The 24092-nt window shown below is 52.7% G+C and carries 24 protein-coding genes; 19 read left to right on the forward strand and 5 right to left on the reverse strand.

Features of this window, described 5'->3' with window-relative positions; genetic code table 11:
• Positions 1-305: 305 nt before the first annotated feature.
• Positions 306-1427 carry a glycosyltransferase family 2 protein gene (locus tag AC2IAX_RS12620; RefSeq protein WP_494387792.1) on the reverse strand — a complete coding sequence of 374 codons (1122 nt, stop codon included), beginning with the start codon at positions 1425-1427 and terminating at the stop codon, positions 306-308.
• Positions 1428-1558: 131 nt separating this feature from the next.
• Positions 1559-2776, reverse strand: coding sequence for an ABC transporter permease (locus AC2IAX_RS12625; RefSeq protein WP_494387793.1), 1218 nt, complete (start codon positions 2774-2776; stop codon positions 1559-1561).
• 393 nt (positions 2777-3169) lie between these two features.
• Here AC2IAX_RS12625 and AC2IAX_RS12630 point away from each other — a divergent pair, with 393 nt between their 5' ends.
• The 10 genes from AC2IAX_RS12630 to AC2IAX_RS12675 all read left to right on the forward strand — a co-directional run bounded on the left by AC2IAX_RS12630 (position 3170) and on the right by AC2IAX_RS12675 (position 10774).
• Positions 3170-3730, forward strand: coding sequence for an SMI1/KNR4 family protein (locus AC2IAX_RS12630; protein ID WP_494387794.1), 561 nt, complete (start codon positions 3170-3172; stop codon positions 3728-3730).
• Between the two features lie 176 nt (positions 3731-3906).
• Positions 3907-4347, forward strand: coding sequence for a DUF6331 family protein (locus AC2IAX_RS12635; RefSeq protein WP_494387795.1), 441 nt, complete (start codon positions 3907-3909; stop codon positions 4345-4347).
• A 46-nt stretch (positions 4348-4393) separates the two neighbouring features.
• Positions 4394-4831: a hypothetical protein gene (locus tag AC2IAX_RS12640; protein ID WP_494387796.1), complete on the forward strand. Its 438-nt coding sequence runs from the start codon at positions 4394-4396 to the stop codon at positions 4829-4831.
• Positions 4832-5022: 191 nt separating this feature from the next.
• The gene (locus AC2IAX_RS12645; protein WP_494387797.1) at positions 5023-5844 is read left to right on the forward strand and encodes a class I SAM-dependent methyltransferase; all 822 of its coding nucleotides are present in this window, start codon (positions 5023-5025) and stop codon (positions 5842-5844) included.
• A 13-nt stretch (positions 5845-5857) separates the two neighbouring features.
• Positions 5858-6247 carry a (2Fe-2S) ferredoxin domain-containing protein gene (locus AC2IAX_RS12650; RefSeq protein ID WP_494387798.1) on the forward strand — a complete coding sequence of 130 codons (390 nt, stop codon included), beginning with the start codon at positions 5858-5860 and terminating at the stop codon, positions 6245-6247.
• A gap of 440 nt (positions 6248-6687) precedes the next feature.
• Complete coding sequence (locus AC2IAX_RS12655) at positions 6688-7164, forward strand: hypothetical protein (protein WP_494387799.1); 477 nt, start codon at positions 6688-6690, stop codon at positions 7162-7164.
• A 349-nt stretch (positions 7165-7513) separates the two neighbouring features.
• Positions 7514-8494: an NAD(P)-dependent alcohol dehydrogenase gene (locus tag AC2IAX_RS12660; protein ID WP_494387800.1), complete on the forward strand. Its 981-nt coding sequence runs from the start codon at positions 7514-7516 to the stop codon at positions 8492-8494.
• A 251-nt stretch (positions 8495-8745) separates the two neighbouring features.
• Complete coding sequence (msrP, locus tag AC2IAX_RS12665; protein WP_494387801.1) at positions 8746-9744, forward strand: protein-methionine-sulfoxide reductase catalytic subunit MsrP; 999 nt, start codon at positions 8746-8748, stop codon at positions 9742-9744.
• A gap of 67 nt (positions 9745-9811) precedes the next feature.
• Positions 9812-10132, forward strand: coding sequence for a hypothetical protein (locus tag AC2IAX_RS12670; RefSeq protein WP_494387802.1), 321 nt, complete (start codon positions 9812-9814; stop codon positions 10130-10132).
• A 117-nt stretch (positions 10133-10249) separates the two neighbouring features.
• Positions 10250-10774 carry a tetratricopeptide repeat protein gene (locus tag AC2IAX_RS12675; protein WP_494387803.1) on the forward strand — a complete coding sequence of 175 codons (525 nt, stop codon included), beginning with the start codon at positions 10250-10252 and terminating at the stop codon, positions 10772-10774.
• Positions 10775-10914: 140 nt separating this feature from the next.
• Here the strand turns inward: AC2IAX_RS12675 and AC2IAX_RS12680 are convergent, their stop codons facing one another.
• The 3 genes from AC2IAX_RS12680 to AC2IAX_RS12690 form a co-directional block, all read right to left on the reverse strand.
• Positions 10915-11487, reverse strand: coding sequence for a Uma2 family endonuclease (locus tag AC2IAX_RS12680; RefSeq protein ID WP_099532659.1), 573 nt, complete (start codon positions 11485-11487; stop codon positions 10915-10917).
• Between the two features lie 256 nt (positions 11488-11743).
• A complete protein-coding gene (gene zds / locus AC2IAX_RS12685) occupies positions 11744-13195 on the reverse strand; it encodes a 9,9'-di-cis-zeta-carotene desaturase (protein WP_494387804.1) in 1452 nt (483 codons plus the stop codon).
• A 133-nt stretch (positions 13196-13328) separates the two neighbouring features.
• Complete coding sequence (locus tag AC2IAX_RS12690; protein ID WP_494387805.1) at positions 13329-15281, reverse strand: DUF6930 domain-containing protein; 1953 nt, start codon at positions 15279-15281, stop codon at positions 13329-13331.
• A 596-nt stretch (positions 15282-15877) separates the two neighbouring features.
• Between AC2IAX_RS12690 and AC2IAX_RS12695 the strand changes: the two genes are divergently transcribed.
• The 9 genes from AC2IAX_RS12695 to AC2IAX_RS12735 all read left to right on the forward strand — a co-directional run bounded on the left by AC2IAX_RS12695 (position 15878) and on the right by AC2IAX_RS12735 (position 23964).
• The gene (locus AC2IAX_RS12695) at positions 15878-16237 is read left to right on the forward strand and encodes a HesB/IscA family protein (RefSeq protein WP_099532656.1); all 360 of its coding nucleotides are present in this window, start codon (positions 15878-15880) and stop codon (positions 16235-16237) included.
• 554 nt (positions 16238-16791) lie between these two features.
• A complete protein-coding gene (locus AC2IAX_RS12700; protein WP_190353455.1) occupies positions 16792-17271 on the forward strand; it encodes a hypothetical protein in 480 nt (159 codons plus the stop codon).
• Between the two features lie 326 nt (positions 17272-17597).
• Positions 17598-17792, forward strand: coding sequence for a hypothetical protein (locus AC2IAX_RS12705; RefSeq protein ID WP_099532654.1), 195 nt, complete (start codon positions 17598-17600; stop codon positions 17790-17792).
• A gap of 541 nt (positions 17793-18333) precedes the next feature.
• Positions 18334-18891, forward strand: a complete 558-nt coding sequence (locus AC2IAX_RS12710) for a DUF3727 domain-containing protein (protein WP_494387806.1) — start codon at positions 18334-18336, stop codon at positions 18889-18891.
• A gap of 12 nt (positions 18892-18903) precedes the next feature.
• Positions 18904-20001, forward strand: a complete 1098-nt coding sequence (mltG, locus tag AC2IAX_RS12715; protein WP_494387807.1) for an endolytic transglycosylase MltG — start codon at positions 18904-18906, stop codon at positions 19999-20001.
• A 97-nt stretch (positions 20002-20098) separates the two neighbouring features.
• The gene (locus tag AC2IAX_RS12720; RefSeq protein WP_494387808.1) at positions 20099-20665 is read left to right on the forward strand and encodes a YqeG family HAD IIIA-type phosphatase; all 567 of its coding nucleotides are present in this window, start codon (positions 20099-20101) and stop codon (positions 20663-20665) included.
• Positions 20666-21595: 930 nt separating this feature from the next.
• Positions 21596-22705 carry a glutamate 5-kinase gene (gene proB, locus AC2IAX_RS12725; protein ID WP_190353458.1) on the forward strand — a complete coding sequence of 370 codons (1110 nt, stop codon included), beginning with the start codon at positions 21596-21598 and terminating at the stop codon, positions 22703-22705.
• Between the two features lie 269 nt (positions 22706-22974).
• Complete coding sequence (locus AC2IAX_RS12730) at positions 22975-23169, forward strand: NAD(P)H dehydrogenase subunit NdhS (RefSeq protein WP_099532648.1); 195 nt, start codon at positions 22975-22977, stop codon at positions 23167-23169.
• Between the two features lie 63 nt (positions 23170-23232).
• Positions 23233-23964, forward strand: coding sequence for an HAS-barrel domain-containing protein (locus tag AC2IAX_RS12735; protein WP_494387809.1), 732 nt, complete (start codon positions 23233-23235; stop codon positions 23962-23964).
• The last annotated feature ends 128 nt before the right edge of the window (positions 23965-24092 follow it).

The following is a 24092-nucleotide window of genomic DNA, read 5'->3' on the forward strand; positions in this document are numbered from 1 at the left end:
AAAAGAGGTCTATATTTTGATGAGTTTTAATTATGCAAAATTCATTGACGACTTATCGAAAAGTGCAGTGGATTCAATTGAATTCAATCAGTCGCTTGGGTTGATCTTGGAACCTTGCAATTAGATCGGACTGCTGGCCTCGATTGGAAATAATTGAATCAATGGTGGCTTGAGCGCAAAGTTGGAGCCTCGCAGCAGCCTTGAGCAATCTTTGGGTCAAAATTTTTACCCACGGTGCGTCAAATAGGTTGCTTTGGCTTACGGAAGGGGTATTGATAGCCGGATAGACAAATGCCAAGGCGCGATCAGTCTTCGGGGCGATCGAACTGATCGACCTGGCCATGAATTGGCCCCTGAAAGCGCGGTACGAGGGTTAAGGTCAAGATCCGATCCTGGATGCGCTGTAGCCCTAATTGCTCGATCGCCCTTTGCCCGATCGCCCCCGGTAGCCCCATCAGCCCCATCTTGAGCACAATTTGCGCTACCAAAGTCCATTGCTTCAACACCCCTCGATGGCAATGCAAGACTTGCCAGGCGAAGCGAGCGGCGGTTTTGGCTCGGCGCAGTTGGGCGGGGCCATCCAACGCCTTAAAGAGTAGATATTTGTAGCGGTTGCCCCAAATGAGGGCCCGGTGGGGAGCAAGTTGGTTGGGCGATCGGGCGATCGCCGTTTGCAGAATTTGCCGACTGACGCGCTCCTGTCGCCACACGTTTTCCGATGAGGAGGTGGGCCGTTGGCGATAGAACACATGGCATTCGGGCACATGGGCCGCTGGAAACTGCCAAGCCAATCGCAACCATAAATCCCAATCTTCTGAGGGAACCAAGTCTGGATTAAAGCCCCCCACTTGGCTCAAGGCCGATCGACTCACCAGCACATTAGACCCGCTGGAGACAAAATCCGTGACCAACAGGGGCCCATAGATCCAACCGCTGAAGGGGCTGATGACCGGTTGCCCGATCGCCCGGCCCGTGTCATCGGTGAGCTGAGTCCAACTGTAAACCCAACCGGCGGCGGGGTTGGCCGCCAGGGCCGCCAGTTGGGCCCGCAACTTGTCGGGATGCCAGCGATCGTCCGCATCGATGAATCCAATCCAGTTCCCCCGCGCCCGAGCGATCCCACGATTCCGGGCGATCGCCTGTCCCCCGTTGGCAAAGGCATAAACCCGAATCCGGCCATCGGCGACCGCCATCGACTCCGCCAAGGCCCGGGAGCGATCGTGGCTGCCATCGTCAATAATCAACAGTTCCCAATTGGGTTCCGTTTGGGCCAAAATCGAGGCCACCGTATCCGACAGGGTGTCTGCCCCATTGAACACCGGCAGCACGATCGACACCTGCGGCTGGTGGCTGTCCTCGGTGCTGTTGTCCTCGGTGTTGTGGGTTGCGGGTTTGGTGGCTCCCTTAGCCATAGAACCTGTCGTCATTTTCTGGAATCAAGGGACAACGGTTAATTTTTCATCCCCTCATCGTCGTAACAAGGGGCTTAAGCCCCTTGTCCCCTAGGATCTCGTCACGATGACATCAGGGTTGCAGACGATTGAGCACAGGGCATAACCTAGGCGCTGCGGAGGGCCACGATCGGATCCAGCTTGGCCGCCTGTTGGGCTGGAATTACACCAAAAAAGAGACCAATCCCACCAGAAACACCCACAGCCACCCCGATCGCGGTGCTAGAGGGGGCCGCTTCCAAGTCCGTGGCCACGCTCACCAAGGCCAAGCCGCCAACCCCAACGGCCGTGCCGATCGCCCCGCCCAAACTGGCCAAAATCGTCGCTTCAATCACAAACTGCATCAAAATATCTCGCTGGGAAGCCCCGATCGCCTTGCGCAGCCCGATTTCTTGGGTGCGTTCCGCCACCGACACCAACATGATATTGGTGATGCCAATGCCACCGACCAGCAGGGAAATACTGGCGATCGCCACCAACATTACCTGCAACGTGCCGGTGATTGCCCCCAGGGTGTTTTGCAAATCCTGCTGGTTACGAACAGTGAAATCATCTTCACCCACAATTTTGTGTCGTCGGCGCAGCAGGTTTTCAATCTGGAATTGGGCGGCTCGCATCACCGTTTCATCCCGCGCCGACAGGGAAATATAACTAACGCTGGTTCCATAGGGCGATCGACGACCCACCAACTGGTTCGCCATGGTGCGCAGCGGCAAAAACACGGTCATGTCCATATCCATGCCGAAGCTGGATCCCTTGGGCTGCATCACCCCAATCACCTCTGCTCGCAGGTTGCGAACGCGCACGGACTGCCCGATCGGGTCTTGGCCGTTGAATAATTGCCGCGCCACCTCAGATCCCAACACCACCACCCGTTGCACCCGTTGGCCATCGAGCTTGGAGATAAACCGGCCCCGATCGACCTGAAAATCGCGCACCTCGGTGTAGTCCGGCGTGGTGCCAATGACGGTGACGCTAGCGTTGCGGCCCCGGTAGCTCACCACTTCGTTCCCGGTCAGCTCCGGAGCCACTGCCACCACGGTGGGCACTTCTGTAGAAATGGCCTCCGCGTCTTCCAGCACCAGGGTTTGTGGGGGCCAAAGGGGCCGCCGATCGGCCTCCGGGCTGCCAGGGCGAATAAACAACGTATTGGGGCCTAAGGATTGCACCTCAGCGGTCACAAACCGTTGGGCCCCCTCGCCCACCCCGATCGTGGCAATCACCGAAGCATTGCCAATCACAATCCCCAGCATGGTGAGGCTGCTGCGCAATTTGTTGGCGGCCAAGGTGGCGATCGCCATTTTGAGGCTTTCCCAGAGGTTCATCGGTAAGGGCGATCGGGTGGGCGATCAATGAGGGGACTGGAATTTGCTGTCAGAATTAATCCTAGCGAACTCCAAAAACCCTGCGGCGATCGCTGAGCCTAGTAGCACGGCTGTTTTAATTCGATCGGTCAAGTTCAATGACTGTTGCTGCTACCCGATCGTTAGGCAGACAAGATCTTCAGCCCCCTGTCACCACGACTGACTCCGCAACATTGACCCACGTGCTACGAGTTGCGGTCAAAATCCCTTAGATGACGGCATATCCCGCAGTGACAGAAGAACGCCCGTAATACCGGAGTTAGACCGCACATGCTTGATAACACCCTGCGGAGGGGAGTTATTGTGTACATGCGGTCTAATACATAGTGGGGCTTCAGTAATGGAGGTTCGGTGATGGTTAGTGCGTGGAATGAAATCATTGCCCATTTGAAACACGAGCGCCTGTTCGAGTCATGTGAACTCAACGCGGGTGCGACATACTCGGAATTGGCACAACTCGAACAGCACATCGGTCAGTCACTTCCGCAAGAGCTTCATGACTTCTTGTCTGAGCACAACGGACAGAAAGTACATGCCAAGCTCGGTATCTATGTGGGCAGCGAATTGCTATCGACCGAAAGCATTTGTCAGCAGTGGGACGTTTGGCGCTCTATTGATGAGTCCACAATGAATGATGATTGTGCTGACTTCATGTCATCCAAACCGCCGGGTGCAGTAAAGCCGATGTACACCAATCGATGCTGGATTCCTATGACGCACGACTACGGCGGCAATCACGTCGGCTTAGACTTCGACCCAGGCCCAACCGGTGTCGTCGGCCAAGTCATTGCCTACGGACGGGATGAAGATGAGAAACGATTGCTAGCAAACTCATTCAAGGAGTTCCTTCCAATTCTGGTCGCAACGGTGCGAAATGAAGACTGGTCTTTCGCCGATGAACTCCGAGGACAGTAGTAAATCGTCGAAACCAATGACACCCAACCCCTCCGTCAACCGGACCGCCTGCAAGCTGTGCTTGCAAGTTCGCTCCCGCCGGCCGGCGAAGGTGGAAGGCTACGTCCAACGTTCGCCCACTAAATCACGGTCGCAATCAGTCGGTCGCCTGTCAATGATGAATGATGTGAATACCCATGTCGAAACCGAAACGCAACGATATCAGCATCGGAAAAGATAAATGGATCACGTTCGTTGAACTTGATGGCCAACAGACAAACGCGATCGAGTTGGACGAGATTCTGAAACCCATCGAACCATTCTTGAACTCGCTGGAAACTGAATGTGTCGCCGCCTGTTGCGGAGTTGATGCATACGCACTATGGCCGGAAGACATTGCAGGTGCTGCGAAACAATCAGACATTCCCGACCTGTCGCGGTCGATTGAAACCGTACGACAACACATCATTGATTCGGGCGGGGATTCATTCGTGAGCCACCGCATGAACAACTTTTTCCACAGGCAGACTCTGTTACAGTTGATCGACCATATCGCTCAGTGCGTCGGTCATGCAGACGACGTGGGCGAACAAAGCGGTGAACCGGAGCCGCCGATCACGCGGAATTTGAAGTCATAGTTTCTTGGCGGCGGCCCGGTTACCGCAGCCCTTAGCCGTCAAATCCATGAAAGCGATCGAGTACTCAGAAGCGGATAGACAAGGACTCGCACAAGCTCTCACGATTGCGAGATCGGGTGTCCGCTCGCACGTTTCTGAAGGTGATGAAAAACTTCTCGGTTTCTTGCTCAGACACGGAGAATGCGATGTCGTGATTTCCGTCCTGCGTATTGAAGTGAGATTTTCATGGCTACAAAAGCGAAAACCATCAACTTATTTCGGTGCGCTCGCGCCAGGACTTGTCACCCAATTGATGGAACTGGGGGGCATTGAATCCGTAAAGGATGCAATTGAGTTTACTGTTGGTCCTGGTAGCACTGGCTCGGATACCTACAAGTTTTTCTTCACCAAGAAATGGGTGCGGCTCACCTGTTCGGACGAAGCAATTCACATTCAAGTGCGCGATCAACAACACGATCTGACTGCGCCGCTTCGATATGAATAATCCCAGAAGCAAGTGACAACACTGACGCAATAAGACCGAAAGACGGCTAACAAGGCGGCCAACCTGAGCGGTGGATCGGGCGGATTCTGAAATCAAAGGTTCTCGGTCGCCGCTGGGTTACCTTGGTCGTTAGCCTGCAATCTTAGTTTCTGAATTAGCCTGAGAATGTAACTCGTGGCGAGGTTAGCAATATGAGTTTTGATTTCTCCACCGCCTCCGATTCGACAACAGATGCGTTGAGCTATTTTTCTGATCGGGGCGAAGATTACGAAAAGTACCGCCCGATTTATCCCGCTTCTGTGATCGATACAATTTTGTCAGGCTTGGGAAGTCCGACTCAGATTACTGCTGCTGATGTTGGCGCAGGAACAGGGATTGGCGCAAGATTGCTGGCAGATCGAGGGATTCAGGTTGTGGCGATCGAACCCAACGAAGACATGAGAACGGCAGCGACCCCGCATGAAGGCGTAGAGTTTCTGGTCGGAACTGCCGAACAGACCCCTCTCAAGGATGCCTCAGTCGATTTAGTTACTTCGTTTCAAGCATTCCATTGGTTTGATTTTGACAAAAGTCTCCAAGAGTTCCGCCGTATCCTCAAACCCAGTGGACGTTTAGCATTAACATGGAGCTTTTGGGATCAAGATGACCTTGTTTCCAAAGAATACACCCGCTTGGTTTTTGAAGCATCCAAAGATCGAGAGCACCAATCCCGATCCGAAATGCAACTGGAAACATGGTTCAAGAGCATCCGTTATCAACTGTTTTGGCAAGGGTTATGGTTGCCTTGCTTCACAAATTTAAAGCGACATCAGTTTGTGTCTAACCAATACTTAGATTCTCTAGGGCTAGTCGGTTTAGCCCGAAGTCAGGGATTTACAGCGTCTGAAGGAAGAAATTTAGAAAAACTTGTATCAGACTTAGCCGTATTTCATCAACGTTTTTGCGATCACCAAGGTTTGGTAAGATTAATTTATCGCACACACTTGTATACCGCAACTTCCAACTGTCGTTAAAGTACTACTCATTATGGATATAAAACCTTTACAAAAGAAAGCTAAATCACGAGGTATTGCTATTGATGGGCAAGGTGGTTACGAGCGACATATTTTGCTGTGTACTGGATTACGTCAAAGTGGGGACACTTGTTGTCCCGCTGAAGAAGGTGCTAAAACCTGGAAATATTTGGGCAGGCGATTGAAACAACTTGCTCAAGATGGACATAATATTTATCGTACAGAGACAGAATGTTTAATGTTTTGTCGCAGTGGTCCCCTTGCCGTTGTCTACCCCGAAGGAACTTGGTACTGTGAAGTTACTCCAGAGGTTTGTGAACGTATTATTCAAGAACATTTGCTGGAAGGACAACCAGTTGAAGAATTCATTTTTGCTTGTAATCCATTGTTGAAAGACCCGTAAACACACTCCCATACAGGCTAACAACTTCGCTGCGCCGGAACGCCGTAATCTAGTCGGTTGAGTTGCAAAGTTTGTCTGCGTCCGGTGAGCTTGGTCGTTAGACGACAAAAGGCTCTGGGTATTTTTAAGGCAAAATATAATTTTGGTTCGGGTGTTCTTTTGAGAAGCGGTCATCCTAGCGATCGCTGAGCCTAGTAGCGCGGCTGTTTTAATTCGATCGGTCAAGTCCAATGACTGTTGCTGCTACCCGATCGGTAGGGAGCGAAGGTATTAATCTCCTGATCACGACGACTGACTCCGCAACGTTGACCTATGCGCTACGAGTTGCGGTCAAAGTCCCGTAGATGACGGTATATTCCGCAGCAACAGAAGAATGCCCATAATATCAGAATTAGACCGCTAGATTTTGGGCTAGGACATCAAGTATTTCAACTTAAATTATGGAAAGGTTTCAGGATACAGGAGACACAATTCAATCATTTCAAGATCAGGTTCTGGTGCGCTGTCCCCATTGTGAGTCATGTGCTGCTGTGCGTTGCACCACTCCTAAAAATTTCCGATTTTCTCCTCGCAGGTTTTCCTGCAAAGCCTGTGGCTCCTACAAGGATTGGGCTGAAAGCACAATTTCAAGAACTTGGAAAAATGAGCCACCAGTAGATGATTATTTTCATTACCCTTTATGGTTGCAAGCACCTTGTTGTGGCCAGACGCTTTGGGCTTACAATTTTGAACATTTAGATTTTATTGAAGCATTTGTCAGCGCAAGATTGCGAGAAAGCCAACGCGACGAGAATGATCTTTGGTCGAATCGCAGCCTATTTTCACGCTTGCCGCGATGGATTCAATCAGCTAAAAACCGAGAAACTATTTTGAAAGTTATCAGCAAAATTCGTCAATCAAATGAAAGTATTTTGTAGTGATACTTCCTAAGAGGATGTCTGAGAAGTATCTTTCAGTACGGGCCAAGCATCAATTATCGTGGGGGCAAGGGGCTTAATCCCCTTATTTGCGTTGATCGCTGGAGCATATGGAGTAGCAATTTTAGCTTTTCAGACATCCTCTAATAACGATGATTGTTCTAAAATTGTTGACAAAGTGGCATGATCTAAGAATTCTAGTGCGGCAGGCTGTCGAAGATTGACTTGCAACAAACATAACTTATGCTAAACACAAGAAAGCTTACAGTCGCTGACTAGAAACGTTAAATTTCGCAAAGTCAATGGATAAAAAACTATGGCACACTAAAACTATCTTTGAGGAACATTCATGAAAGCAATTGTATGTGCCAAGTATGGATCTCCCGATGCTATGCAGCTTCAAGAAGTAAAAAAACCTACTCCTAAAGCAAACGAGGTGCTAATTAAAATCTATGCAACAACAGTAACATCAGCAGATATCCGCATCCGAAAAGCTGACCCATTCCCCGTAAGATTTTTCTACGGTTTCGCAAGACCTAAAAACAACACGATACTCGGATCGGAGCTAGCCGGAGAGATTGAAGCAGTTGGTGAAAATGTAAAACAATTCAAAGCAGGTGACAGAGTATTTGCTGGTGCAGGAACCAGTTTTGGTGCAAATGCTGAGTATATTTGTCTGCCTGAAGCAGGGGCGGTTGCGATCAAGCCTACCAATATGACCTATGAGGAAGCTGCGGCCATTCCTTTTGGGGCAACAACCGCATTGATCTTCCTGAGAGATAAGGGAAAGATTCAGAGCGGGCAGGAAGTTTTGATCTATGGCGCTTCTGGGGCAGTGGGGATGGCTGCCGTGCAGCTTGCCAAATTTTTTGGCGCACAAGTAACCGGAGTGTGTAGTACAGCGAAATTAGAATTGGTGAAATCTCTCGGATCTGATCACGTTATTGACTATACCAAAGAGGATTTCACTCAAAACGGTAAGACCTACGACATCATTTTTGACACCAGTGGCAAAAGTCCATTTTCAGGCTGTCTCAACTCGCTAAAAAATAATGGCATCTATCTTAGAGCTGTTCATATCAATTTATTGCCGATCCTCCGAGGGCTGTGGACTTCAATGATCAGCAGCAAGAAAGTCATCGGTGGGGTGGCGATCGAGCGTAAAGCAGATCTGATTTTTCTGAAAGAGTTAATCGAAATGGGCAAGATGAAATCGGTCATCGACAGGCGTTATTCACTGGAGCAGACTGCCGAAGCTCATAGGTATGTTGAACAAGGACACAAGAAAGGGAATGTCGTCATTATTGTGGAGCAAAGCAACAAAGTCTAACAACGCTCTGCACCAGAATGTTCAATAACATTCAATAGGGTCTATTGATTTACAAAACCTGCCTGCGCTTGGTGAGCGCGACCGTCAGACTACAAACGGTTCTGAGTATTCTTGAGGGAGAATATAATTTTGGCTTGGGTGTTCTCCTGAGAAGCTGTAATCCTAGCGATCGCCTGCCCTAGTTGCCGCCGCGATCGCACCCGATCGACTGTGCTTGACTCACCGCGCTGACTGCTCGCCCTGTCTACCCCATGACCTTCTTTAATCTGCGCCCCGACTGGCAACTGCGCGATCGCGAAGCAACGGATCCAGCCCTGTTTCTCAATCGCCGCCGCTTTTTGCAATCCCTCGCCGGGTTCAGCATTGCCGGTAGTGTTTCGTCGCTGACGGGTTGCCAAAATACACCACCCGGCGAGCTGGAAGCAGCTCCACCCCCCGGCCCCACCACCATGCGATCGCCCTTTGTTGGGGTGCAGCGCAATTCCCAATTTGCCGATCCGCAGCGAGCCGTCACGCCCCAAGACTTGGCTGGTCGCTACAACAACTTCTATGAGTTTGGCGGCACGAAGGACATTGCCCAGCGGGCCCAACGGTTGCCCACCAATCCCTGGACTGTGGAAGTGTCTGGATTGGTCAAACAGCCTAAAACTTGGGCGATCGAGGATTTAATCAAAGCCTTTGAGATCGAAGAACGCATCTATCGGTTTCGCTGTGTCGAAGCCTGGGCGATGGTTGTGCCCTGGCTCGGGTTTCCGATGCGCAAACTGATCGAAGCGGTTGATCCCTTGCCCGATGCTAAATTCGTCCGCTTCACCTCCTACTACAACAAAGACATCACGATTGGCCCCGGTTGGTCTCTCCGGGAGTTGCCTTGGCCCTACACCGAAGGCTTGCGGATTGAGGAAATGGCCAATGAGCTAGCCTTTTTCGCGGTGGGCAATTACGGCCAGATTTTGCCGAAGCAGCATGGCGCGCCAATTCGGGCCGTCTTGCCTTGGAAGTACGGCTTCAAGGGGGCTAAGTCGATCGTCAAAATTGAATTTTTGCCCCGTCAGCCCCTGACCTTTTGGAACACTCTGGCCCCTGATGAATATGGCTTTGAGGCCAATGTGGATCCCCTTGTGCCTCATCCCCGTTGGTCTCAGGCCACGGAGCGGTTATTGGGGTCGGGCCCGCCGCTGGCCTGGAAAACGGTTCCCACCCGTCCCTACAACGGCTATGGAAAATGGGTTTCTGGTCTTTATGCCTAGGCTAATTATTGCAATGATCATCAAGCTGTAACGATCGCCTCGACCGCTGAATTCTCCGCAAGCCACAATGGCCAAAGTTCAGGACGTACCAGCCAGCGGAGGAGGCGATCCAATGCCGATCGACTTTCAAAGAGCTTTGGTAATGCGGTTTTGGCAGTTGGCTCGATGCCGACCCGTTGCGGGTTATGCCATGTATTTGGATGTGTTGGAAGGGCGATCGGTCTTGGCCATTGATTGTCGGGCCGATAGCGCTGCCCACAAGCTTTGGGAACAGCGGGCCCAACTTAATCAAGCGGCCTGTCAGCTTGGCATTGAGCGTTTGGTGTTGCGGGTGCGGGGCGAAATCTGGCGATCGCCCTGGCAAGCCACTGCCACGGATTCACAGTAATCTTAAGTCCCTTGCCTTCCCACGATCCACCAACAGTAGAATCAGGGTTTCAGGCAATTTGACGATAGAACTGAAGTCCCTTGTCGTCTTCATCCATCAATGATCATAATCGGGGTAATGACAACAGTGATGACAGCATTCGTGGCCGTGGTTGAATCCCAATTGCTCGATCGCCTGGGCTTAGAGTGGGGTGACTTTGCCCTTTGGTTTGGTGTGATCGGCGCGGTGCTGGGTGGCTCTTTGGGAATTATGATTTGGGCCTATCGCGGCCAGGGTAGCCGATCGGTTCTGTTCACGGAGGCGGTTCCCTTGCCCACAGAGAACGGCGATCGAATTCCTAAGGCGATCGCGGCTTTCAATCAGGGACAAACGCTGTTTAACCAAGGAGACTATCGGGCTGCCGGTGAGCGATTTGCAACGGCTCTGGAATTAGCACCCAACTGGCCGGAGGCTTACCATAACTGGGGTCTGGCCTTGGCTAATTTGCTCAATGACAATGAAGCAGTTCCTCGGTTGGTAAAGGCGGGAGATTTATATTTGGAAAGTCAAAATTTGCAAGGTAGCGCTCTGTTGCGACGACATTTATCGGCCATGGTGGAACGCAAAAAGCAACGGAAAGCCCAACAGAAGCTCGTCAATTAATGGTAAAAATTAGCCCATAGGGTGGGCATTGCCCACCTAACTAAGCGCTGTATTGAATTTGCGATATAGCGTACCAATTGTTCTAGGTAAAATCTGTATAAAAAATCGAAGGACTTGAAGAATTTGAATTCTTCGCAGTTTCACAGTGCCAGCCAACTAAATAAAACTTCTGAGGTGAGGGTTAGCTCTCCGACAAATTCTGGAATGGGCAAGGGGCGATCGGGCATTTCTTCTAGATCAAACAACAGTGCCTCTTGACCCGGCCGATAGATCATGACGGCTTTGTTGGCGGGATCAATAATCCAACCAGCGATCGTTCCGTGCTGAAAGCAATGGCGGAGTTTTTTAAATAGTTGGGCATGGCTTTGATCAGGAGACAGAATCTCCACCACCCAATCGGGAGCCAGCAGAAATCGATCGGCAATTTCACCCGATTCATCTTTGGGAATCCGTTCCCAAGAAAAGACAGCAATATCCGGCACGATCGAGCGCCCATCAAAGGTGCAACGCAATTCGGTAAATGCACTGGCTGACTTTAATGGTTCCGTTACTGCATTGATGAATGCAGTCAACTTGCTTTGGATTCGGCTATGTTTTCCTTTGGGCATGGGTTTTTGCAGGATTTGCCCGTCGATATATTCACTCGCTGGTTGGGTTTCCGGCAACTCCAAAAAGTCTGCCAGGGCGATCGGGGCGGTCAGGGTTTCTAGCATGTGAACATCACCGTGCTTGCAACCAATTGATTCATAACCAATTGATTTATTTTGACACCGGAATTTTGAGATGCAGAAAAGAGGGGTCAGAACTGGTCTGAACTGGTCTGAATGATCCGCACGATCAACACTGTTAAACCTGGAGGGTGGCCATTAACCACCCCACATGCTGCTGCAATCAGCACTTGGAGGTATGACCCGATCGCCCGGTTACCCCCGGTTGACCAAGAATGAACCCCTCATAGACAGCCGATAGCTAGGCCGCGATCGGGAGTTGGGTGCTTAACAGCGCCTTCGCCGCCTGTTTGCCCGAGAGGGTTGCGCCCTCCATGCTGTCGATGTAGTCCTGCATGGTGTAGCTGCCGGCCAAGAAGAAGTTTTCGATCGAGGTCTTTTGGTTGGGGCGATAGGGATCCATGCCCGGCCCCTCGCGGTAGAGCGATTGGGCCAGCTTCACCACCCCTGACCACACCAGATTCAGGCTGCGCGACGAGGGGAACAGGTCATGAACTTGCTTGAGGACATGCTGCACTGTTTCCTCGTTGGACTTTTTGATGAACGGGTCGCCGGGAGTCAGCACCAATTGCAGCAAGGAGCCTTGGCCCTCGCGGTAGTAATCCTTGGGACTGGTGAGGGCTAAGTCCGCAAAGCAGGAGAAATCCGCATCGGCGGAATAGAGTAGGTTATCGAGGCCACGCGCCTTAGCCAAATCCTTCATGGCTGCGGGGTCTTGCATTTCCGTGACCCAACCATCAAACCGCAACTGCACCGTGGCCACGGGCACGGCTTCTAGTTTGTAGATGTTGTCGAATTCGGGAATTTTGCGCCAGGCTTCCGGCAACAGGCGATGAATGCCGGGGATGTCGCAGGCGGCCACGTAGGCATCGGCAGTGATCCGCTCGGTGGCTTCCCCATCGACCACATCCAGGCCCGTGACGCGGATTTCGCCGCTGCTGCTTTCGGTGTACTGCACTTCCCGAATCCGGCGACGCAGGTGAATTTTGCCGCCGCGATCGGTGATGTATTTGACGATCGGCTTGTGCAGATATTCATCGGGCGAGCCGGCCAGCATCCGCAACACCGAAGCTTCCGTTTTGGCGGCGAAGAATTGGAAGATGGTGAGCATACAGCGGGCCGAAATATTTTCGGTGTCGATGAAGCCAAGGGCGTAGGCGATCGGGTTCCACATCCGTTTCAAGCTGCCATCGGAGCCGCCGTGGCTGCGGAACCAGTCGGCAAAGCTGACCCGATCCAGCTCACGGATCGTTTTCATTGCGCCATTGAAGTCCACCAATCCCCGGACGATCGGGCTGGTTCCCAGGGCGATCGAGTTAGCCAGCTTGTCGGCAACCGACAGTTGCGAGGTGGTGAAAAAAGCCTTCAAACCGTTGAAAGGGGCCCCGATCGGGAAGCGAAAATCCAGCTCGCCCAAATGGCCGCCCCGATTCACGAAGGTGTGGGTATGCTCCTTCAGCAACAGATTTTCAAAGGCTCCCACCTTTTTCATCAGGCCAAACAGGTTTTCATAGCAGCCAAAGAAGACGTGCAAGCCCATCTCCACATGGTTACCGTCTGCATCAACCCAACTGCCAACCTTGCCGCCAACAAAATTACGGGCCTCAAAGATTTCCACTTCATGGCCCGCATCGACTAGATCCACGGCGGTGGCTAATCCGGCTAATCCGGCTCCCACGATCGCGACTCGCATGGCTGCCTCAAATCCTTCTGTGCATCGGGTGAGTAAGGGCGATCGGGCGGTGGGTTCCTGGAACGGTTCACCCGGCTCGATCACCCAAAATATTAACGAATTGTAACATCGCAGTTGCCCGCTTCCGTCGCCCCTAGGCCTTCCCCCTGGCAATTTGGGCCTGCACTGCCGATCTCATCAAATCTTCCATGCTCAACGCATGGATATCCCACAACCGCATCAGATCCAACGGATCAACCATGCCGCGATTCTTGCCCGTGGCTCCCTTAAACACCGCCACCGAGCAGCAATTTCCCGCCGCCTTGGTTCGTTTGTGCCAGTCTTCAATCAATGCGCGATCGAGCGGGTCATCTTGCCAATAAACATTCACCCCCAGCAGGCGACCTTGCGCCGTGTAAAGCACCAACAAATCGTAAGCCTGATCAAACTGATCATGACTCGACATCAACCCCATCGCGATCGGGCGATCTTGACTCAGCACTTCATCAATCAACGCCTTGGCCTTGGGCTGGGAGGTTTGCAAAGCCAGTAGCGGGAAACTCTTGGGCGATCGCTTCGATGACTGAGCAGCGGTCTTTCCAGCAGCCTTTCCGGAACCAGCTTTTTTCTGCTGGCCTTCCTGCGCCGAACCGCCCTCTATCAAATTATTGGGCGTAAAGGGATAGTCCACCAAGGGCGATCGAAAAGCATTTGGAATCATGTCATGGGTCACCCGAGGCAAATTGGTTTCCAAATTGACCAACGTTCCCTCCGGTAACCAATCCGTCTCAATCTCCTGGGTGTAGTGGCGTGAACCCGATGGCAATTGTTGAGACGACCCCGATTTCAGCGCCCTTGGAGCATAGCCAGAATTCAAGTTAGGGTTGCCCAGTCCCCGAGGAACATCCCGTCCCGATGCGAGGGACAACAATTTTTGGATTTGCTCCAGAGCGGCCATGCCCTCCGCATCCTCATCCAAGTCATCCATAAAATCGGGCATCAGCAAATGAGCCGCCAGGGATTCGGGATCCGCAACCGATTCCAGCAATCGCAGGGTCACATCAGGGCGCGTTTGAATCGTGACAGCGATGTTGTCCTGTTTGCGCTTCTGGCCAGGATTAGGATTCGCTAAGGGATTCAGAATCCGAAATTGGTTGTTGAGGCTTGGGAAATCGTCAGCATCGTAAAGGATTTTGTTATTGCGCTTGATGAACTGATTGAGCGCTTCCAAAATGACGACCATCACCATCAATTCATCATCTGATAGATGATCTCGCATTCCTTCCAGGGGATGAATGCTGCCCAATTCTGGCCAGGCCGATTCGCTAAGAATGGGGCTTTGGGAGGATGGCGCTTCGCCCTCTTCTAGATCATTGAAGGTGAGGAAGAAACAATCTTGATTCAGAAAGATTTCTTCCATTTTGTGCGGTTCCGATCGATGGGGGCTGCTAATGATATCCTTGCGGAATTTCTCCAATGATTCCAGCGATCGATAGAGCAACAATCCCAGCTCCAACCCCTCCATGCCTAAAGTGGATAAATAGAACTGGTATGGCTCATCCAGCTCAAATTTAATCTCCACCACTTCATATTCAGCCAACAACATCCAAGGGGCCGATCGCCAGGTGGCCCGAATTGCTTGAACCAGCCGTTTGGCGTGGGGCGAATCCCAAATATCTCGCACTTCCAATTCTGGGTTATAGGCTTCCAGCGATTGCACCACATCATCAATCAGAGGCAGCTTCGCGCCGTATTCCACCTTGATGTCTAGCCCTTGCAACGCGCCTCGCAGGAAAAATTGCAATTCTCGGTTACAAACCACCAACCGCTGGGGCCGTCCCGGTGGCTGTTGTCCTCGGGGTTGTTCAATGGCCTGCAGCAAAACCCGCACCACCGCTTCAAATCCCGCTTCTTCCGTCACCGGCTCCAAAGAGCGCAACGAGGGTTGACTAACATCCATCCACAGCACACAGAGCCTTTGGGCATCCTGGTTTGCGCGGGTATTGAGGGCACGGCTGTGAACCGGTCTCAGGTCTCCCTGCCAAGTGGTTCGCAACAACGGAAGTTGCTTTAGCCGTTCGATCGTCGCCTTTGGCAAACTTTGCATATCCCAGATCCCCAACAACACAGCGCATTGGAAAGAGCAGTGCGCACTCCATTTTCACGTTCTGACACAGCCTTTCCGGTTCCATTATCGCAATTCTTCCCAACTAGCACTCGCCAAACCCAGCATCCGAGGCAGCCTGGCGAAACGGTGGCTGAACCATACGATAGGTTTTAGGGACGGTTGTGCTGCCTTGGAATTAGGCAGAAACGGTTGATTTTCCATGTCCCGATCATCGCAACAAGGGGCTTAAGGGCCTTGTCCCTCAAGAGCCGTTAGCGGTGGAATCAGGATTTCAGACGATTTGACGACAGACCCTAGGGTGGGGTGATTGTGCCGTGATTTCCTGCGGTGGGCTGATTTTACCGTGGTTATTTTGCCGTGGTTTCAGCCCAGAGGATCCAGGAAGAGGATGATCGTTAAGTTATCGTCACATGGCCAGAACCTATAGCCTCCTGGAATTACTGAAAATTAGCTGGAGGAGTTGCATACAATAGATTCCATCAGACTCCATCGATTTCACAAATTCCGCGAAACTCTGGGGCATTCCTTCAAGGAGCCATCCCCAGGTAGTTGCTAGTCCCAGCCCTTTGAACCCTATGACTACTTCAACCATTCCCGCCAAGCAAGGCATTCAAATTAGCGAGTCGGCCCGCCAACACCTGCTCAACCTGCGCCAGAGCCAAGGCCAAAGCGACCTCTGCTTGCGAGTTGGCGTTCGGGGAGGCGGTTGTTCGGGCTTGTCTTACACGATGGACTTTGAGACGGCAGCGAATATTCGCCCCGATGACGATGTGTTTGATTACGGCGATTTCAAGGTGATTTGTGATCCGAAAAGCCTGCTGTATCTCTATGGTTTGGAGCTGGACTACAGCACGGCTTTGATTGGTGGCGGGTTCCAATTTCGCAACCCGAATGCTACCCAAACCTGCGGCTGTGGGAAGTCTTTTTCGGCCTAGTTAGGCTTGAACCTAAGAGGATGTCTGAGAAGTATCTTTCAGTACGGGCTAAACATTAATTGTCGTGGGAGCAAGGGGCTTAAGCCCCTTGTCTACATCGATCCCTGGGGCGTACAGAGTAGCAATTTTGGCTTTTCAGACATCCTCTAACTGGGTTTTGGTTGAGTGAGCTGATTTAGGTTGAGTTGATTTAGGTTGAGTTGATTTAGCTTGATGATTTAGGTTGAGTTGATTTAGCTTGAGTTGATTTGAACTGGGCCTCCTGTCCTTAACTGGGTTGCATCAGTTTGGTCGGGCCCATTGGGGGGATGATCGATCGCCCCTCTGTCAGCGGCGGCAGTCCTTCGGGATTGCCGTTTCGCGTTTGCTGGTATCGTTAGGATTCGGAATTGTCCCTGCCATTCCGTTTTCGGGGCGATCGCGACTTTGTGCGCGCAACGTAACCCTTCAACAGTGGTCAAAGACCAAGCCTTTGGGCGATCGGTGCTGGCGGGTTGCTCCCCGTTGGCGATCGTTCGTCAGGACTGACCCTCATTCTTTTTCGTGGTTGACCCATGGCCGAAACTCCTGTCGTCACTTCAGAACTTGCGGATGCGGAAACCACTGACTCCGCGACGTTAACCGCCGAAGAACTGTTCTTGCAAGGCATCGATCGCTATCAAGCCGGTGAAGATCCCACTGTGCTGATTCCGCTGTTCAAGTCCGTGTGCGATCGGGCCCCCAAAAGCAGCCCCCCTTGGACTTGCTTGGCATGGCTGTATTTGCTGACTGACCAAGCGGGATTGGCTTTCAAAGCTGCTAAAAAAGCCGTGAAACTCAATCCCCAGGATGCCCAAGCCCGTGTAAATCTGGCCGTTGCCATGATCGAAGACGGCCAAAAAGGGGTGCGCGAACAGGTGGAAATCGCCAGCCAGTTGGTTTTGATTGACCAAGACGCGGCCGAAGAAGTTCAGAAAAATTTGGAAGAGGCGATCGCCCAAAAACCCAACAGCAAAGGCTTTCAGCGGATCAAAGCTTGGATCTTTGACAGTTAGGGATCGTGCTGGGATCGTGTCTTATTGATTTTTTGGCATTGGAGTCAGGTAAAAACTGGCTCCATTTTTAATTGTCAAAAAACTTTACACTTTCTCGAACGATTGTGACCCCAAAAGGCCAAATCTCCGACAGGTCAAACCCTCGAAAAAACAGGGTTCAGCAGCTCTCTGGTTACAGCGTTTACATTTAACAAGGGGTTGCAAGATGTCACAGAACTTTACTGGACAATCAAAAATTGAATGATAGGATTTTGCGATACAAGTTATTAGACTTGCTTTACCCGACCAGTTCAGTTCGTCGTCACACCGTTTCAGGAGTTAGGGAAATGTCTGCGAACAACGTTACTGTTAAGCCGGAAACCCGTAATCATAAGGGCTTTTTTGTCCAAGAAGCCTCCTACAAATTAATGGATATTGATGCATCGGGTTGGGCTTTGATTTGTGTTGATGATGCGGTTTGCCACTATGTGGATCCCGACAATCTTCTAGAGATGCTGTCTGAAGAAGATGCCATTGGCTAATGGTTCCGTTGGCTGAATGGCTGAATCAGCAATTCAGCAACTACCATTCATGAAGTTCGCTAGATTCGCTGAATTGAGATGTTGGGTTGAAGGTTGTTTACTGAAACAATCGCTTCAAAAGAGACTGTCCAGTAGTCTGCAACCGGTTTTTTCCCAATTCGTTTTTCAAGTACGATCAATCCCATCTTGATTCTCAATGATGCCCCTGAGGCTGAGAATACCGGTGCGATCGCCCTTTCTTTTTTTCCCTTCAATTGGTGGCCCAGTGCTTGGCACAATTCACAGCACTCGGAACAGCACTGTTATGGGTTTCTCGATCGGGTATAGGCACTGAGTGAAAGATGGGTGTTGGGGGTGAACTTTCTCCTCTAGTCCGCAATGGGCCTCCTGTGCAGGGGGCTTTTTTGTGGGTGAGCCAATTGCCTGGCCGTTCTGCTGTCAGTTCGGTGATTGAGAGCAGGGCGGGAAAATCCTAATTATTCCCTGCGGCAACGCTGCCCTCATGGGGGATACTTTTAAGGTCTCGATTCCCATCGCGCGCATGACCCAAGAAGATACTGCGTGGGACGTTCCCACCATCACCCTGTCCGATGCCACGGGTCGGACATTGGAGTGTTTTGTTGAGCACTCGATCGAGGTGGAAGGCTCCGAGTATGTGCTCTTACACCCGGTGGATTCCCCGGTTGAGATTGTGACCTGGAAGGGTGACGACGAGGACGAGGAAGCCGTCCCGATCGAGAACGAGCAACAGATCGATCTCCTGTTCAACACGGCGAAGGCGGTGTTGGCAGAGGAGAATTTGAAGTTGAAGCGCACGGCGATCGTGCTGACCGTTGAGGGCGAATTACCCGAAGAACCGGAGGAGGATGAACCCTGGGAAGGGAACGGCTCCGGCGAAGATGTGGATGAATTCCAGTGGTTAGCTAGCTTTTTCCATAATGAAACGGAGTATGCGGTTTATACGCCGTTGGATCCGTTTTTCATTGTGGCCCGCATGAATGAACAGGGACAGCCAGAACTACTGGATCCCGAGGAGCTGGAGCAGATCGAAGATTTGCTACCGTCGATCGAGGAACAACTATTTAATGGGTTGGAGTAGTTCGATCGAGCCATGCAACGATTGGGTCGCGTGATATTTACTCTCCTCGTGCCCACGGCGGCCTTGGTTGGTGCTTGGCAAGGATGGCAATGGTGGAGCTGGGCCAACCGTCCCATGGACTTGGCCCAGGGCGACACCGCCATGAAAGCAGTACAAGTACAAATTGAACGGGGAACCAGCGCCCGGCAAATTGGCCGCGATCTGGAACGGTTAGGGATTATTCGCTCCAGCGCGGCTTGGGAACTGTGGGCCCGGTGGCTGACTTGGAATGACGACAATGGCGGCTTCCAGGCGGGAACCTATGAACTATTGCCCACGGCCCCGATGACGGACGTTGCCCAGCAACTTTGGCAGGGCAAGACCATTCAACAGAGCCTGACGATTCCGGAGGGCTGGACGGTGCGGCAAATGGCCGACTATTTCCAGTCCCAAGGGGTGTTTCGGGCGGAGGAGTTTTTGGCCCTCGCGCAAAAAATCCCACGCGATCGCTATCCTTGGTTGCCCCAGCGAATTACGTCCTTGGAGGGGTTTCTTTTTCCGGATACTTACCAGTTTCCGGGAGATACGATTACCCCACAGGCGGTGATTGATTCGATGCTCGATCGCTTTGAAAAGGTGGCTTTGCCCCTGTGGAACCAAAATCGCGGCCAAACCAAGTTGGATTTGTTGGGGTGGGTGACGCTTTCCAGCATTGTGGAGAAGGAGGCGGTGATTCCCCAGGAGCGATCGGTGATTGCGGGGGTGTTTAGCAATCGGCTGAATCAGGGGCAAAAGCTAGAATCAGATCCAACGGTGGAATATGCCCTGAAAATTCGGCAAACGCCCGATCGCCCTTTGACTTTCACGGATATTCGCCAGCCATCGCCCTACAATACCTATCTCAATCCTGGGTTACCGCCGGGGCCGATCGCCGCACCGGGCAAGGCCAGCCTAGAAGCGACCTTGGCTCCGGCCAAAACAGACTATCTGTTCTTTGTGGCACGGTATGACGGAACCCATGTGTTTAGCAAAACCTTGGCGGAACACGAGGCCGCGGTGAAGCGCATTCGGGCCGAGCGGAACGCCAGGACTCGATCGACCCCTCAACCGGCGGCCAGCCCCAGCCCCTAGGTGCAATCGTCCCGATCGCCCGATTTCCACGTTGCTGCTCAGTTTCGCTGCTCAGTTTCGCTGCTCAGTTCGATCGCCACAAGTTTGTGAGGTTCCCGTGACGTTTGGTGTCCTGCTTCAGCCCGACTTAATCCTAGGCGACTCCATCTTGGCCCTCACGCCGGAAGTGATTGTGCAGCACGGTTTGCAGGGCCTGATTCTGGATGTGGATGACACCTTGGTTCCCACCACCACCGACGCGGTTTCACCGGAACTGGTGACTTGGATCCAGGCGGTGCGGCCCCATGTGCAACTGTGGCTGGCCAGCAACAACCTGAGCGAATCGCGCATTGGCAGCATTGCTCGATCGCTCGACTTGCCCTACTTCACCGGAGCCGCCAAACCCTCCCGCCGCAAGTTGCGCCAAGCGCTCCAAGAAATGCAACTGCCGCCGGAACGGGTGGCCATGGTGGGCGATCGCCTATTCACCGATGTGTTGGCCGGTAACCGTCTGGGGCTGTTCACCGTGTTGGTGCAACCGATGGTGAATCCCCTGTCGGCCCATCGGGGCTACCCGATTCACTCCCTCGAAGTGTGGCTCTCAAAACTGATTGGCGCGTCGTTCTATCGCGATCCTTCGCCCCTGCCCACAGCGACCTCCTCGCCCGATCGCCCCGCCAGCTAACTCGTCAACCGTCAACTCGAAGTCATTCTGAGATTGAGTTACAAATGACCGGTGCTCATGGATTTTGACTGGGTGGATCCCACCTGAATAGATGAGCACACAATTAAGCAGTCTTGGCCCCAAACAACCAACACAGCACCATTGACAACTGCCCCCAAAGATTCGGAATCCAATCCGAGGATTTGGGGGCTAACTTTAGGAGCGATTAGTCATGGTTTTTGCCATCATTAATCGTTGCAATTTGCGGTGTAACGCACAGATTCATGGTGAAAATCTAGGGAATAGGGCGCTTAATAATTTTTTGTCAATTCCGATACAGTTTTTATTCAAATCGCCTCGGCTTTCTGGCCTAGGGGGATTTCTCTATCAAGTTGCCGCTATGGCTGAAACATTTTTTAAAGAAAAGACACTGATCTCGTGATATATCGCTTGCTAGAATACAAAATCCGATCATGTTGATTAACTTTTATGAAGAAACAAATATAAAAAAAATATAAGGAAATAAAACGCCATCCCAAAAATCTGCGATTCTAATAACAGTTCAAATGGGGTCAGCCAATAAAGACCCTAACCATAAAACCAACTTTTTTAAACAGTCAAAGTGCTGGGGTCTCCGGATCCCGGCACTTTGTTTTTGCGCTGCGTTTCCCATGGTTTTTGGGATCACTGGGATTGAAATAGCCGTTTCGCCCAGGATCTAGGCCGGGATGGGGGGTGGAGGTCTCGCAGCAATCTCAAGCATTCTGGTTAGGGATCCACACGAAGACGAAGCGATCGCCCAGAATTAGCCCCACGCATTCACCCCACACATCCACCGCCTGATCCCCGTTGGCCAAGATCGCCCCGGGGCCAAAGCCTGGGCCGCTGGGGCCCTTCGCTGGTTTGATAATTGGTTGCCCCTTGCAACCGTCCCGAAAGTGGTGGTTAGTTATGCGCCCGATCGTCTTGAAAATTGGCACCTCTAGCTTGACCCAACCGGACAGCGGCCGGCTGGCCTTGTCCACGATCGCCACGTTGGTGGAAGTGATTTGCGATCTGCGCGATCGGGGCTATCCCGTGGTGCTGGTGTCGTCGGGAGCCGTGGGGGTGGGCTGTGCGCGGTTGGGGCTGACGGAACGGCCCAAGGCGATCGCCCAGAAACAGGCCGTGGCCGCCGTGGGCCAAGGGCGACTGATGCGGGTCTATGACGATCTGTTTAGTCAGTTTGACCAGCCGATCGCCCAAGTGTTGCTGACGCGGGGGGACTTGGCCCAGCGCAGTCGCTACATCAACGCCTACAGCACCTTTCAAGAACTGCTGCGGATGGGGGCTATCCCGATCGTCAATGAAAACGACACGGTGGCCGTGGATGAGTTGAAATTTGGCGATAACGACACCCTTTCGGCCTTGGTGGCCAGCCTGGTGGAAGCGGAGTGGCTGTTTTTGCTCACGGATGTCGATCGGCTCTATTCCGCCGACCCACGCCAAAATCCCGACGCGGAACCGATTCGCCTGGTGGAGCAAATGTCTGATTTGGAGGCGTTGGAACTGGACATTGGCGGCCGTGGCTCCCAGTGGGGAACCGGCGGCATGGCCACCAAAATCACCGCCGCCCAAATTGGTACCAGTGCCGGGGTTCGCGTGGTGATTACGGACGGCAGCCAACCCCGTAACTTGCTGAAAATCTTGGAGGGGGCGGATATTGGCACGCAGTTTGCGCCCCAACCTCAGGCCACCAGCGCCCGCAAGCGGTGGATTGCCCATGGCCTGATTCCAGCGGGCAAGCTTTATCTCGATTCCGGGGCGGTGCGGGCGATCTGCACGGGGGGTGGATCCCTGTTGGCGGCGGGAATTCGGGACTTGGAAGGGGAGTTTCAACCCCAAGATGCGGTGCAGCTCTGTGATCTGGAAGGGCGGGAGGTGGCTCGCGGCCTGGTGAATTTCAGCCATGAGGCGCTGGAGAAAATCTGTGGCAAGCGATCGGACGAAATTGCCGCAATTTTGGGGCACGACGCGCCGGAAACGGTGGTGCATCGGGATAACTTGGTGCTGGCCAGCTAAAGACGCGGGGAATCCCTGCCCTAGGTCGCGTGCTTGATCGACCCAATTGATTGGATCCATCGATCGGCACAGCCCGAGATCAGCTCAGAATTAAACCGTTCGCCTGATTGGGGATATCAAAAATTTTGGGGGCGATCGGGCGGGATTGGGCGATCAAAGCAGCTCGATCGCACGCTATCGTAAGGGCTGGGCATCGCTTGACGGCCCTTGGGGCCCCAAGCCCCGATCCCAACGCCAATCCCAGTCCCTGTCGAGTTCAGGCTAATCCTATGATCCTGCCCGGTTCCGCAGTCCGTGTCATTAACCCCAACGACACCTACTATCAGTTTCAAGGTCAAGTGCAGCGCGTGACCGATGGCAAAGTGGCTGTGCTGTTTGAGGGCGGCAACTGGGATAAATTGGTCACCTTCCGGTTCTCGGAACTGGAGACGGTGGATGCCACGGCTGGTCGCGGCAAAAAGTAACGCATTGGTTTAAGGCCATCCGTCCTCTAACCCTTGCTCCCCTTAGCCCCGTTTGGTTCGGCCATGCGTTTACCCCTGCCGCAATTTGCCCAGCGCGATCGCCCGTCCCATCACCTGGCGGAAGTGATTGAAACGGCCACGACGGAATATTTGGCCCAATGTTTGGAGCCAGAAACCCTTAGTTTTCCGACCATGCCGCCCTTTGGCAGTTGGGTGCGATCGCGCGATGAGGATTCCGGCAATCAGATCTATGGGGTGGTTTATCATGCCACCACCGCCCCGATCGACTCCGTACACCGGGCCCAGGCCTTGGGGCTGTCCTTGGAAGATTTGCGCGAACAACAGCCGCAGATTTTTTCCATGTTGCGCACGGAGTTTCGAGTGGCGATCGTGGGGTTTGTGCCGCTGGAGTCCTTGAATCCCGACGCGATCGGCACAGAAGGCGTGAACCCAGGGGCGATCGCCAGCCTCTTGCAAGCGGGGGCCAAATTGATCAACGGCCCGCTCTATCAACATTTGCCCCCCCGTCCACCCCAAATTCACCAGGCGGTGTATGGGTGCGATCGCCAAGAGGTGGTGGAATTCACCGCCAAAATGGACTTTTTGCGGACTTTGCTGCAAATGAGCGGCACGCCCACCGATGCGCTGATTGCCGCCACCCTGCGGGAGGTTTATCGGCTGCGACAGGGCGATCGTCCCTGGTTGGTGCAGGCGGGCCGCACTCTCAGCGTCCTGCTCAAGGATGATTATGATCGCCTGCGGGCCATCCTCGGCCAAGTTCATCTCAGTCCCTAATCCTTGCAGCCCCTAAATCTCCCGTGCAGCCGGCAGCGGGGCGATCGGGCAACAACAAGGTTCGCGACGGCAGGATTAGCCACGGCCAGATTGCAAACATTGCAACATTGCGAACTGTTACCGTCAGT

Source organism: Limnothrix sp. HT2024, from assembly GCF_059138625.1.

What these genes read in the sequence shown, in the direction of transcription:
- AC2IAX_RS12620 (WP_494387792.1), bottom strand. Translation starts at nt 1,427, where the DNA reads ATGACGACAGGTTCTATGGCTAAGGGAGCCACCAAACCCGCAACCCAC.
- AC2IAX_RS12625 (WP_494387793.1), bottom strand. Translation starts at nt 2,776, where the DNA reads ATGAACCTCTGGGAAAGCCTCAAAATGGCGATCGCCACCTTGGCCGCC.
- AC2IAX_RS12630 (WP_494387794.1), top strand. Translation starts at nt 3,170, where the DNA reads ATGGTTAGTGCGTGGAATGAAATCATTGCCCATTTGAAACACGAGCGC.
- AC2IAX_RS12635 (WP_494387795.1), top strand. Translation starts at nt 3,907, where the DNA reads ATGTCGAAACCGAAACGCAACGATATCAGCATCGGAAAAGATAAATGG.
- AC2IAX_RS12640 (WP_494387796.1), top strand. Translation starts at nt 4,394, where the DNA reads ATGAAAGCGATCGAGTACTCAGAAGCGGATAGACAAGGACTCGCACAA.
- AC2IAX_RS12645 (WP_494387797.1), top strand. Translation starts at nt 5,023, where the DNA reads ATGAGTTTTGATTTCTCCACCGCCTCCGATTCGACAACAGATGCGTTG.
- AC2IAX_RS12650 (WP_494387798.1), top strand. Translation starts at nt 5,858, where the DNA reads ATGGATATAAAACCTTTACAAAAGAAAGCTAAATCACGAGGTATTGCT.
- AC2IAX_RS12655 (WP_494387799.1), top strand. Translation starts at nt 6,688, where the DNA reads ATGGAAAGGTTTCAGGATACAGGAGACACAATTCAATCATTTCAAGAT.
- AC2IAX_RS12660 (WP_494387800.1), top strand. Translation starts at nt 7,514, where the DNA reads ATGAAAGCAATTGTATGTGCCAAGTATGGATCTCCCGATGCTATGCAG.
- msrP (WP_494387801.1), top strand. Translation starts at nt 8,746, where the DNA reads ATGACCTTCTTTAATCTGCGCCCCGACTGGCAACTGCGCGATCGCGAA.
- AC2IAX_RS12670 (WP_494387802.1), top strand. Translation starts at nt 9,812, where the DNA reads ATGGCCAAAGTTCAGGACGTACCAGCCAGCGGAGGAGGCGATCCAATG.
- AC2IAX_RS12675 (WP_494387803.1), top strand. Translation starts at nt 10,250, where the DNA reads ATGACAACAGTGATGACAGCATTCGTGGCCGTGGTTGAATCCCAATTG.
- AC2IAX_RS12680 (WP_099532659.1), bottom strand. Translation starts at nt 11,487, where the DNA reads ATGCTAGAAACCCTGACCGCCCCGATCGCCCTGGCAGACTTTTTGGAG.
- zds (WP_494387804.1), bottom strand. Translation starts at nt 13,195, where the DNA reads ATGCGAGTCGCGATCGTGGGAGCCGGATTAGCCGGATTAGCCACCGCC.
- AC2IAX_RS12690 (WP_494387805.1), bottom strand. Translation starts at nt 15,281, where the DNA reads ATGCAAAGTTTGCCAAAGGCGACGATCGAACGGCTAAAGCAACTTCCG.
- AC2IAX_RS12695 (WP_099532656.1), top strand. Translation starts at nt 15,878, where the DNA reads ATGACTACTTCAACCATTCCCGCCAAGCAAGGCATTCAAATTAGCGAG.
- AC2IAX_RS12700 (WP_190353455.1), top strand. Translation starts at nt 16,792, where the DNA reads ATGGCCGAAACTCCTGTCGTCACTTCAGAACTTGCGGATGCGGAAACC.
- AC2IAX_RS12705 (WP_099532654.1), top strand. Translation starts at nt 17,598, where the DNA reads ATGTCTGCGAACAACGTTACTGTTAAGCCGGAAACCCGTAATCATAAG.
- AC2IAX_RS12710 (WP_494387806.1), top strand. Translation starts at nt 18,334, where the DNA reads ATGACCCAAGAAGATACTGCGTGGGACGTTCCCACCATCACCCTGTCC.
- mltG (WP_494387807.1), top strand. Translation starts at nt 18,904, where the DNA reads ATGCAACGATTGGGTCGCGTGATATTTACTCTCCTCGTGCCCACGGCG.
- proB (WP_190353458.1), top strand. Translation starts at nt 21,596, where the DNA reads ATGCGCCCGATCGTCTTGAAAATTGGCACCTCTAGCTTGACCCAACCG.
- AC2IAX_RS12730 (WP_099532648.1), top strand. Translation starts at nt 22,975, where the DNA reads ATGATCCTGCCCGGTTCCGCAGTCCGTGTCATTAACCCCAACGACACC.
- AC2IAX_RS12735 (WP_494387809.1), top strand. Translation starts at nt 23,233, where the DNA reads ATGCGTTTACCCCTGCCGCAATTTGCCCAGCGCGATCGCCCGTCCCAT.